Origin of the sequence: Pseudarthrobacter cellobiosi (assembly GCF_023913815.1) — a bacterium.
Lineage (GTDB): Bacteria > Actinomycetota > Actinomycetes > Actinomycetales > Micrococcaceae > Arthrobacter > Arthrobacter cellobiosi.
On record NZ_JAMXBK010000008.1, the window covers coordinates 1 to 11,115 of the forward strand.

Annotated in this window: 10 protein-coding genes and 1 pseudogene; 5 read left to right on the forward strand and 6 right to left on the reverse strand. The window is 64.1% G+C overall.

Translation table 11 applies throughout. The features are described 5' to 3' along the window. Positions 1–66 precede the first annotated feature (66 nt). The 6 genes from NG701_RS00040 to NG701_RS00065 form a co-directional block, all read right to left on the reverse strand. Positions 67–222 (reverse strand): hypothetical protein, encoded by a 156-nt coding sequence (locus NG701_RS00040; protein ID WP_252563043.1) that lies wholly within the window; start codon positions 220–222, stop codon positions 67–69. 180 nt (positions 223–402) lie between these two features. After that, positions 403–1,464 carry a LacI family DNA-binding transcriptional regulator gene (locus NG701_RS00045; RefSeq protein ID WP_252563045.1) on the reverse strand — a complete coding sequence of 354 codons (1,062 nt, stop codon included), beginning with the start codon at positions 1,462–1,464 and terminating at the stop codon, positions 403–405. Then, complete coding sequence (locus NG701_RS00050; protein WP_252563047.1) at positions 1,464–2,948, reverse strand: glycoside hydrolase family 1 protein; 1,485 nt, start codon at positions 2,946–2,948, stop codon at positions 1,464–1,466. Before NG701_RS00050 ends, NG701_RS00045 begins: the two co-directional genes overlap by 1 nt. After that, positions 2,945–3,859 carry a carbohydrate ABC transporter permease gene (locus NG701_RS00055; protein ID WP_252563049.1) on the reverse strand — a complete coding sequence of 305 codons (915 nt, stop codon included), beginning with the start codon at positions 3,857–3,859 and terminating at the stop codon, positions 2,945–2,947. Before NG701_RS00055 ends, NG701_RS00050 begins: the two co-directional genes overlap by 4 nt. Continuing rightward, a complete protein-coding gene (locus tag NG701_RS00060) occupies positions 3,856–4,848 on the reverse strand; it encodes a carbohydrate ABC transporter permease (protein WP_252563051.1) in 993 nt (330 codons plus the stop codon). The genes NG701_RS00055 and NG701_RS00060 overlap by 4 nt, the downstream gene beginning before the upstream one ends. 2 nt (positions 4,849–4,850) lie before the next feature. Continuing rightward, positions 4,851–6,143, reverse strand: a complete 1,293-nt coding sequence (locus NG701_RS00065) for an ABC transporter substrate-binding protein (RefSeq protein ID WP_252563053.1) — start codon at positions 6,141–6,143, stop codon at positions 4,851–4,853. Between the two features lie 307 nt (positions 6,144–6,450). Between NG701_RS00065 and NG701_RS00070 the strand changes: the two genes are divergently transcribed. The 5 genes and pseudogenes from NG701_RS00070 (at position 6,451) to NG701_RS00090 (ending at position 10,879) form a co-directional block, all read left to right on the forward strand. Further along, a complete protein-coding gene (locus NG701_RS00070; protein ID WP_252563055.1) occupies positions 6,451–8,394 on the forward strand; it encodes a pectate lyase-like domain-containing protein in 1,944 nt (647 codons plus the stop codon). Between the two features lie 57 nt (positions 8,395–8,451). After that, positions 8,452–8,643, forward strand: a complete 192-nt coding sequence (locus NG701_RS00075; protein ID WP_256475317.1) for a transposase — start codon at positions 8,452–8,454, stop codon at positions 8,641–8,643. A 12-nt stretch (positions 8,644–8,655) separates the two neighbouring features. Beyond that, a pseudogene (locus NG701_RS00080) lies at positions 8,656–9,348 on the forward strand (transposase); the annotation flags it as partial. Positions 9,349–9,480: 132 nt separating this feature from the next. Then, positions 9,481–10,128: a Mu transposase C-terminal domain-containing protein gene (locus NG701_RS21095; protein WP_252563057.1), complete on the forward strand. Its 648-nt coding sequence runs from the start codon at positions 9,481–9,483 to the stop codon at positions 10,126–10,128. Positions 10,129–10,231: 103 nt separating this feature from the next. Beyond that, positions 10,232–10,879, forward strand: coding sequence for an AAA family ATPase (locus NG701_RS00090; RefSeq protein ID WP_252563068.1), 648 nt, complete (start codon positions 10,232–10,234; stop codon positions 10,877–10,879). Positions 10,880–11,115: the final 236 nt, after the last annotated feature.

Here is an 11,115-nt window from a genome sequence, read left to right on the forward strand (position 1 = left end):
CTCTTTTCGGTGGTCAATGGGTTCTAGACAAGCTCCATTTTCCTTGAAAAGACGGGCATTCTCGGTTTAAACCGCCGTCGGCGCCCCGAGCAACATCGGTGGATCAAGGATAAGCCCGCCAAGGAGAACGGCGGCGACGCTGAGAACGGCAAGCCGGGAGGCTGTGGTGCCTCCCCTCCTTCGGATCTCTCCTGGTGCCCGGACGTTGTGGTGGATGGTCATGATGCTCTCCCTGTCTTCCGTGTCGCGACGTTGCTTCATGGGCAAGCAACCCATGGGTCAACCCATACGGGGTCGTGGGAGCGCTCTCACGCAGAGTAGGCATCCCCGCTGGAAAGCGCAAGGACTTTTTTCGGGTGGGTGACGGAAAAGTGAAACGGGCCCAGCAGGCGGGCCCGGGTTCTAAGTGGTTGGCCCTGCAGTGCTGCCGCGCACCACGAGCTCGGCCGGGTAGATAACCGGCTCCAGAGGCAGCTCCGGATCTTCAATGGCACGGATCAGGAGCTGCCCGGCCGTCACGGCCATGTCCACCATGGGCTGTGTCACCGTGGTCAGGCCCAAGCCGTGGGCTGCCAGGAGAGCATGATTATCGAACCCCACGACGGCTACATCCTCCGGCACCCTGCGGCCTCCGCTCCGCACTAACTCGATCACGCCCAGCGCCATGAGGTCTGAGGCGGCGAAGACGCCGTCGAGCTCCGGCGCCTCGGTGAACAGGTTCCGTGCGGCATCGGCCCCGCCCGCCGTGGTGAAGTCCCCGTGGATGACGGGCCCGGGCTCCAGCCCGGCCTCCCGGAGCCCCTGCATCCATCCCTCCAAGCGGTCAACAGCGGCTGTCATATCGGCCGGGCCGGCCACGGTTCCGAGCCTGGTGCGCCCGGTGGCGGCAAGGTGGCGTGCAGCAAGCCGGCCGCCCTCGAAGTTGTCCACGTCCACATAGGGAACCCCGAACTTTGTGTTCCAGGGCCTGCCGATGAAGACCGTGGGCAAACCTGTGGTGCCTGGGGTCTCCGCCCAGTCGTCCGCCTCGTGGAACGAGACGACGATCGCGCCGTCGACGTGGCCGCCGCGCAGGTACCGTATGGTCCGCGCGGAGTCATCGCCTGCGCGGGACATCAGCAGCACCAACTGCATGTCGGTACCCCGGAGGGCCTCATTGACGCCCGTAATGACGGCGGCGAAGAAGGGATCCATCATGACCCGCGCGTCGGGCTCCGGAATCACCAGCGCAACCGAAGCGGTGCGCTTTGTTACCAGACTCCGCGCCGCCCGGTTGGGTGTGTACCCGAGGGCCACGACCGCGGCGTCGACGGCGGCCTGGGCTGCGGGGCTGACCTTCAGTCCGCCGTTGATCGCCCTGGACGCGGTGGAGCGGGACACTCCGGCAGCCGTGGCTAGATCCTCCAGCGTCGGACTGGGCCGCCCTGCTTGCAGGAGGGCAGGGCGGCGGGTGTTTTCGTTCATTACACAGACAATACGACACCAGACTCCGAAGACGGCACGGGGATGCTGCCGGCCGGGATGGCGTTGGTGGCCGCCACCGCCGCGTACCACACTGCGCTGGCTTTCGGGATGCGTTCCTGGGTTGAGTAGTCCACCCGGACCAGGCCAAAGCGCTGGTGGTAACCGAAGGACCATTCGAAGTTGTCCAGCAACGACCAGGCCAGGTACCCGCGGACGTCCACGCCGTCTGCGATGGCGCCGTGCACCGCCTGGAGGTGGGCTGCAAAGAATCCCAGCCGGTCCTGGTCGTCCACGAACCCTACGTCGTCAGGGACGTCGTCGTAGGCTGCGCCGTTCTCGGTGATGTAGATGGGAATCCCGGCCGGGCCGGTGTATTCGGCCTGCAGCCGGTTGAGCAGGCGCCGCAGCCCTTCCGGCTGGACTTCCCAGCCCATTCCCGTCACTGGCAGGCCGCGGGATACCGAGCGCGCGCCGTCGGCTGCCACGAACGGGGAGGACACCGGGCGGGCCGCCTGTTCCGGGTCCGCCGCCGTCTTCTGCTCCGCGTGGTCCTCCGGGTCCGCAGGGTCTTTGGTGAGCGATTCCCCGTGGTAGTAGTTGACACCGAGCAGGTCCAGGGGGGTGGAGATGATGTCCAGGTCCCCGTCGTGGACGAAGTCAGCTATTCCCAGGTGTGCCACGTCCGCCAGAAGGTCGGCCGGGTACTCTCCCCTGAACAGCGGGTCCAGGAAGATCCTGTTGAACTGGCCATCAATTCGCCTGGCGGCGTCCTGGTCGCTCCCGCTGCCGGGGTCCCGCGGATCGGCGACGGTCAGGTTCAGGGTGATACCCAGGGCGGCGTCGGAATCCAGGCGGCGGAGTTCACGCGTTGCCAGGCCGTGACCGAGCAAAAGGTGGTGGGCCGCGGCCAGTCCTGATCGCGGTTCCTGCCGTCCCGGGGCGTGGATACCTGCCGTGTAGCCGAGGAATGCGGAGCACCACGGCTCGTTGAGGGTAGTCCAGAACCGGACCCGGTCCCCCAGCGCGTTATGCATGAGAGCCGCATACTCAGCGAAGCGGTAGGCAGTGTCCCGGTTGGCCCAGCCACCCTTGTCCTCCAGGGCTTGGGGGAGGTCCCAGTGATACAGGGTCAGCCAGGGCGTGATTCCGGCTGCCAGCAGTTCATCCACCAGCCGGGAGTAGAAGGCGATGCCTTCGGGATTCGGCGTGACGCCGTCGGGCATGCACCGCGCCCATGACGTGGAGAACCGGTAGGCCTTCATGTTCAGGTGGCTCATGAGCGCCACGTCCTGCTTGTAGCGCCGGTAGTGGTCACACGCCACATCGCCATTGTGGCCATCCGCCACGGCACCGGGCAGCCGCGCGAAGGTGTCCCAGATGGAATCCTGCCGCCCGTCGATGTGCGCAGCGCCTTCGATCTGGTAGGCGGCTGTTGCCGTGCCCCACAGAAAGTCCTGCGGAAACGGAAGTAGGGTGGAATTCATCCTTTTACTGCTCCTTGCATAATTCCTGATACGAGTTGCCGGCCTGCCGCGATAAACAGCAGCAGGAGCGGGACGGTGGCCAGCACTGCACCGGCCAGAACCACTGAGTAGTCCACGAAGTGGGCAGCCTGTAGCAGCTGCAGTGCCACCGGAAGGGTGGGGTTCGAGGGGTCAAGGACAATGAAGGGCCAGAAGAAGTTCGTCCAGGTGGCCACGAACGTGAAGAGGGCGAGCATGGCCGCTGCAGGCCGGGCCGCAGGGAACCCTATGTACCAGAAGGCCTGGATCATGGAAGCCCCGTCCATCCGTACGGCTTCGATCAGTTCATCCGGAAGGGCGTCACGGAGGTACTGGGTCATCCAAAAAACCCCGAAAGCGGTCACAACACCGGGAATGATGACGGCCCACAGCGAACCGGTCCACCCCAGATTGGACATCACGATAAACAGCGGAACGACGCCGAGCTGGGTGGGAACGGCCATGGTGGCGATGACAAACACCAGCAGCCCCTTGCTCCCCCGGAACCTAAGCTTGGCAAAGGCGAACCCGGCAAGGGTGGAGAACACCACGACGGATGCCGCCGTCACGCTGGAGACGATGAGGCTGTTGCCCATGGCCTTCCAGAACGGGATGCTGTCGAAGACCTTCCCCGCGTTGGCCAGGAAGTTCCCGCCCGGCAGCAGCGGGATTCCCCGGCTCAGGACGGTGTTGTCATGGCTGCCTACGAGGAAGGACCAGTACAGGGGAAAAAGGGATGCGAGCAGAACGGCGCCGAGGAACCCGTACGTCAGGAACCCGGGCCGGCGGACGCTGGAGGAGCCCGTTCGGTGCCCGGCGCCGGGCCCCCGCCGTGCCGCGGCCCGGGCGGCGCCCTTGCCGGCGCTCTGTTCGATCATGGGGATGGAGCTCATTTGCGGCCTCCCTGGCTTGCGATGCGCTTGGTGATGATGAAGTTGAGCAGGGCTATCAGCACGATCATCACGAAGAGCAGCCACGCCACGGCGGAGGCCCTGCCGAAGTTCCGCTGGCCCCAGCCGAGTTCCCAGATGTACATGGTCAGGGTCTGCCACTGCCTGTCGGCCCCGCCCAGCCCGGACTGGTCGAAGACCCGCGGCTCGTCGAAGATCTGCAGTCCGCCGATGGTGGACGTGATGACCACAAAGATCACGGTGGGCCGCAGCATGGGTACGGTGACGGAGAAGAACTGCCGCAGCCGGCCGGCGCCGTCGATGGTTGCCGCTTCGAACACGTCCCGCGGGATCGCCTGCATGGCAGCGAGGAAAATCAGCGCGTTGTAGCCGGTCCAGCGGAAGTTCACCATGGTGGAGATTGCCAGATGGCTCGCAAGCGAGTCGGAATGCCACCGGACCGGGTCCAGCCCCACAACCTTCAACATCTCGTTGATCAGCCCGAACTGGTCAGCGAAGAGGTTGTTGAAGATCAGGCCCACCGCCACTGGTGCGACGACGAACGGCACCAGGACCCCCATCCGCCAGAACGTCCTGGCCCTCAGGTTCGCGTCCAGCACCGCCGCAATGACCAGGGCGATAACAACCTGGGGAACGGAGGACAGGATGAAGATGCTGAAGGTGTTGCCCACGGCGTTCCAGAAGTAGGGCTGGGCTACAACGAATGCGTAGTTTTCCAGTCCGGTGAACTTCCCCTGCCCGCCGATGAGGTTCCAGTTGTGCAGAGAAACCCACCCCGTGTACAGCAGCGGGAATAGCCCGGTGACGGCAAACAGGAGAAAGAACGGCGAGATGTAGAGGTAAGGGGAAAGCCTCACGTCCCATTTGGAGACCTGCTGGGAGAAGGCCAGGCGCCGGACACTTTTTGTGTCCTCCGGGGCCGGGGACTGTCCCCCGGCGCTCCGGGGCTTGACCCGGTCGGTGACAGCCATGCTTAGAGGGACTTCACTGCGGTGACGAACTTCTCCCAGGAGGAGGCGGCGTCGTCCGACTTGTCAACGTCCACGCGGGTGAGGGCCTGCTGCATGGCGTCGTTGATGGCGAAGAACTTGGTGCCCTTGAACGGCGTCACCTCAACAGCCTTGGCGCGTTCAGCAAAGATCTGGCCGGTAGGTGCGCCGTTGAAGAACGCATTTGTCTGGCCGAGCAGCTCGCTGCTTTCCAGTGCCTCCTTCTGGCTGGGGAAGGTGCCCTTCGCGGTGAAGGCCTTGATCTGCTGCTCAGGGGCCGTCAGCCAGCCCGCCAGTTTCTTGGCCTCGGCCTGGTTTTCGCCTTGTGTTGGAACGGTCAGGTATGATCCACCCCAGTTTCCGCCGCCACCGGGGAAGACATTGGCGACGTCCCAGCCGGTGACACCGGCTGCGTTGCCCTCAATGACCCCAAGCATCCAGCCTGGGCAGAGGGTTGTGGCGAAGGCGCCGGTCTGGAAACCGGAGGCCCAGTCATCACTCCACTGGCCCAGGTGGGCTGACAGCCCGTCCTTGGTGGAGGCTTCCAGGACCTGGTTGTAAGTGTCCTTGACCTTCTGGTTCTCCGTGGCGATGACGGTGCCGTCCTCGCCCTCATAAACCTTCTCAAGCTGGTTGCTCATGCCCTGGTAAATTGCCCCTGCGGAGTCGAACCAAGCTGCGTCAGGGTTGGCGGCCTTAAACTTCTTGCCGGCCTCAAAGTAGCTGTCCCAGGTTGTGCCCAGCATCTTGGCAACTTCCCCGCGTTCGGTGGGCATTCCTGCCTTCTTAAGCAGTTCGGCGTTGTAGCAGACGGCCTCGGGGCCGGAGTCGGTCCCATAGCCCAGAAGCTTGCCGTCGGCAGTCTTCGCGGCGTCGGCCTTCCAGTCCAGCCAGCGTCCTTCAACAGCGGGGTCGCTCAGGTCGGCAAAGCGGTCCGGATACTGCAGCAGCTCGGGCAGCCAGTCCACCTCTACGCCTTCTATGTCGGACAATCCGGAGCCGGCTGCCAGGCGGGTGGTGAGGTTGTCCCGGGCTTCGTTGGTGGTGGCGGCCTTCTTGTGCTCGATGGTCACGTTGGGGTTCAGCGTTTCGTATTCTTCAAAAAGCTTTTCGTAGCCGAACTCGTTAAACGTGCCAACGGTCAGGGTCACCGGCTTGGAACCGGTGGCCCCGTCCGCACCGGCCTTCTCGGGGGCGGATGAACCGCAGGCCGTCAGCGAAAGGGCCAGGCAGGCGGCCGCAGCCGACAGCACAGAGAACTTGTTTGGGTTTTTCACAGGGAAGACTCCTTCGTCAAGATTCCATCCGGTTCACAGCGCTGGAAGTCGCCGTGGCCGGTGGGGGGTCAGCCGCACCGTCTGCGGGCTGGGCGATCGCGTGGGAGCGCTCTCACGAACATAGTGTCCCACCTCACATCCGCTTGTCAAGGCCGGGCTCCTCCGGGGAAGCAAACCCTTGCCCGGGGCCTCGGGCGATGTTACGCTCCAGTGCGGGAGCGCTCCCACGACGGTGGTGGTCCAGTCGGGATCAACCGCCTTTCCCGCCGAACGCGACGAAACCCGCCCTCAGAGAACAGGACCAGCAATGCCGCTAGCCCATTTCCCCGCTCGTTCAGCGGGCACCCCGGCCGACGTTCCGCAGCAGCGGCGTCTCCGGATCCGGTCCATTGCCGGCACTGCCGCACTCCTCATCGGCCTCATCGGCAGCGGCGGCGGCGTTGCGGCTGCCTCGGTGGCGGGAGCGCCGCAGCCCCCCGCGCCCGCACCCCGCCAGGCCCCGGCCCCGGCCGCCTCGCAGGCGGGCGACCCCGGCTTCGGCCCCAATGTCCGAATCTTCGACCCCAGCATGCCGGTGGCCGATATCCAGGCCACCGTCGACTCCATTGCGGCCGAACAGGTCGACGACGAAATGGGATCCAAGCGGTATTCCCTGCTGTTCAAGCCCGGAACCTACGGCAGCGCCGAGGAGCCCCTCATTGTCCAGGTTGGCTACTCGACGGAGGTCGCGGGCCTGGGCGCCTCACCCACGGACGTCACCATCAACGGGCACGTTGACGTCTACAACCGGTGCCTGACCGCGGACAACTGCATTGCCCTGAACAACTTTTGGCGCTCATTGTCCAACCTCACCATCAACGTCACCGGCCTCGAGGGCTGCCGCAGTTCGGCCAACTTCTGGGCTGCCTCGCAGGCCTCCCCCATGCGGCGGGTCAACGTCACCGGCGGCAACCTTTCCCTCATGGACTACTGCACCGCCGGACCGCAGTATGCCAGCGGCGGCTTCATTTCCGACTCGAAGACCGGCCCTGTGATCAACGGTTCACAGCAGCAGTACTTCGTGCGTGACAGCAGCATCGGCGACTGGTCCAACGGGGTCTGGAATCAGGTCTTCTCCGGAGTGGAGGGCGCCCCGGAGCAGTCTTTCCCGAATCCGCCGTACACCAATCTGGCGAGCACCCCGGTCAGCCGGGAGAAGCCATACCTCACCCTCGACGCCGCGGGCCAGTACGGCGTCTTCGTTCCCGCGGTCCGCAAGGACTCCGCCGGGACGACGTGGGAAAACGGCCCTACGGCCGGCCGCAGTATCCCGCTGTCCGACTTCTACGTGGCCAGGCCCGGTGATTCAGTCAAGACCATCAACTCCCAGCTGGCTCGCGGCAAGAACCTGCTGCTGACCCCCGGGGTATACGACATCGACCAAAGCATTGAGGTCAAGCGTGCCAACACGGTTGTGCTCGGACTCGGCATGGCTACCCTCACGGCTGTCAATGGCGCCGTGCCACTGACGGTCGCGGATGTCCCCGGCGTCGATATCGCCGCCATCACAGTTGATGCGGGCGAGGTCAACTCGCCCGCGCTGATGCGAATCGGGAAGGCCGCTAAACCTGAGGCCGGCGCAGCCCGGAAGTCCCTGAATCACAGCAACCCGGCCAATCCCACCACGCTTCACGACGTGTTCTTCCGCATCGGCGGCCCGCACGTGGGCAAAGCCTCGGTGAGCCTGGAAGTCAACAGCGACAACGTGCTCCTGGACCACATCTGGGCCTGGCGGGCGGATCACGGCAACGGCGTCGGCTGGACCACCAATACGGGGGACAACGGCGTCATCATCAACGGCGACCACGTCACGGCCACCGGCTTGTTCGTGGAGCACTACCAGCAGTACAACGTCATCTGGAACGGCGAACACGGCAGGACGGTGTTCTTCCAGAACGAACTGCCCTACGACGCTCCCAACCAGGCAGCCTGGCAGCATGACGGGGTCCTTGGCTGGGCGGGCTACAAAATCGCCGATTCCGTCAAGACCCACGAACTCTGGGGCGGGGGAAGCTACGTCTACAACAACGTCGACCCCACGATTCACGCCACCCGGGGCTTCGAAGTACCGGTCACACCCGGAGTGAAGCTCCACAGCCTGCTGACCGTCAACCTCGGCGCAGGAACCCTGGACCACGTCATCAACGACACCGGCGCTCCGGTCTCGACGGACGCCGTCGGGGTGCCCAGCTACGTACCCAGCTTCCCCTGACCAGCATGCGTAAGGCACTTAGGGCGTGTCTCCCAATTGGTTATTGTCTGCTTTGGCATGCTGGAATCATGTCGCGAACTGCCCGTCCTGCCCGATGCCCAATGGGATCGGATTGAACCGTTGATGCCCAGTTCCGACGGGAGCCGTGGGAGGCCGTTCCAAGACCACCGTCCGATCGTCGAAGACATTATCTACCGTTTCCGGGCGGGAATTCCCTGGCGCGACCTGCCGGAGGCCTTCGGCCCGTGACAGACAGTCTGGAAACGCCACCGCCGCTTCAGCGGCGACGGAACCTGGGACAAGATCCACTCCCGGATCCTGGCGGAGGCCGACGCGGCCGGGATGACCGACTGGGAAGTCTCCTCGACTCCACGGTCAACCGGGCCCACCAGCACGCCACGAACCTTCCCCGCCACACAGGGGGACCTGTCGAATTACATGAATCTGTTAGAGGAACCGCCTGACCACGGGATCGGGAGGTCCCGCGGCGGGCTGACAACGAGGATCCATCACCTCTGCGACGGCAAGATGCGCCCACTGGTCATGTTGCTCGGTCCCGGGCAGGGCGGGGACTCCCCAATGTTCCCGCACCTGCTGGACTCCCTCAGCGCTCCCCGGCTGGGTCCGGGCTGGGACCGTTCCCGCCCGGACCCAGCCCTGGCGGACAAGGCCTACTCCTCAAAGGCCAACAGGGAACTTCTGCGCCGGTGCGGCATCCAGGCGGTGATCCCGGAACGGTCCGTTCAGGAAGCGAACCGCAAACGCCGCAGCAGACCAGTAGGGCTGGACAAGGAAGCCTACAAGCGACGAAACGTCGCCGAACGGTCCTTCAACATCTTCAAGCAAATGGCGTGGCCTCGCCACCGCGACGACAAGCCCGCCCTGACCTACCGCGGCGGAGTTGTGCTCCGCGCCATCACCATCTGCCTCAAGGAATTAGGAGACATGCCCTAGCCTCGATCTTTCATGAGGCGGGTTTTCTGGCGTCACGTCAACATCATTGGAGAGTCGGATGCCGGGAAACTGGCACGTCCGGTTCGGAGGGAGGCCACGCGGAAAAGGACCCCATCAAGGGCACCTCGCCGCGTGGCCGACCCACCCGGCAGCGTTAATACCGAGCTGTTGACCGAACTGCCCGGACACCTGACCCGCGGACACCCGCAGCCGGCACCGGTGCTGACCCTCAAAGAGCTAGACACGGCCATCTGCCGTTTCATCACGGATGACTACCGCCAGCGCGAGCACCTCGAGATCAAAGACACCCCGCATCTTGCCTGGGTAGGCGACGGCTGGCTGCCCAGGCTCCCGGCAACCATGGACGAACTGAATCTATTGTTGCTGACCGTGGCCAAATCCCGGATCGTCCACCGCGACGGCGTGCACTTCCAGGGGCTCAGATACGTCTCGCCACTCCTGGCCGCCTACGTCCGAGAACCGGTCATTGTCCGCTACGACCCGCGGGACATCACCGAGATCCGCGTCTTCCACAAGAACCAGTTCATCTGCAGGGCCGTGGACCCTGACCATGAAACCTCCACTCTCACTTTGAAAGACATCCAGGCCGCGCGATCGGCCCGCCGCCGGGAACTGCGCGGACAAATCAACCAGCGCATCGCAGTCGTGGCCCGGCACCTGCCGGACCTGGCATCAGCGAAACCGACTCCCGCCCCGGACGCTGTTGATCCACCCAAGAAGCGCCCAAAGCTAAGCACCTACCTGGAGGACGGCCAATGACTACACAGAGCTTCATCGCAACGAAAGAGCACCGCCGGTTCGCGGAATCGGCAAGACCCTCTCCGCCAGGCGCTACGCAAACTGGCACAAGGCCGAGAACCTCCTGATCAGTGGGGTCCCCGGGACGACTCTGACTACCAGATCTATGCAGCGCTGGCCCGGGGCACGCAGCGTCTTCTACACCCCCGCTGCGCTCACCTCGCCCAAACAGATCCATGCCGAACTCGAGCACATCAGCACCCGCGTATCGATCTGTGTTGACCAGCATCTGGAAAAGATCGGCAAGAAGACAGGACCACCCACCCGCACCGGCAAGCATGTGGAGCTGCTCATCATTGACGAATCCGAGCGGCTCAACGCCACGGCCCTGGAGCTGTTGCGTGACCGCTACGACCGGGACAACATAGCCCTGATTCTCATCGGGATGCCCGGGATCGAAAAATGGTTCAGCCGCTACGCACAGCTCTACAGCAGGGTCGGCTTCGCCCACGAATACCGTCCGCTCGCCCAGGAAGAACTGCACTTCGTCCTGGAGCGCCGGTGGCACAAACTTGGCCAGACCCTGAACCCGGAAGACTTCACCGACGCCCAGGCCATCGCGGCCGTCGCCCGGATCACCCGCGGCAACATCCGCCTCATCGACCGGCTCTTCACCCAGGTCGAACGGGTCATGAAAATCAACGAGCTCAACACGATCACGGACGACGTCATCGAGGCCGCACGCTCAACCCTCGTAATAGGAATCAGCTAACCGCCAAAGCGAGCTGTGAAGAAACCGCCATTTCGAACCAACAGTCACATCTGTGTGCTCGAAGAAGATTTCCCGGCCGTTGCACGCGTTCAGCAGCTCAGGGTGGTCAAGCACTATGTGGGAACCTTTAGCCTTGATCCACCGATGTTGCTCGGGGCGCCGACGGCGGTTTAAACCGAGAATGCCCGTCTTTTCAAGGAAAATGGAGCTTGTCTAGAACCCATTGACCACCGAAA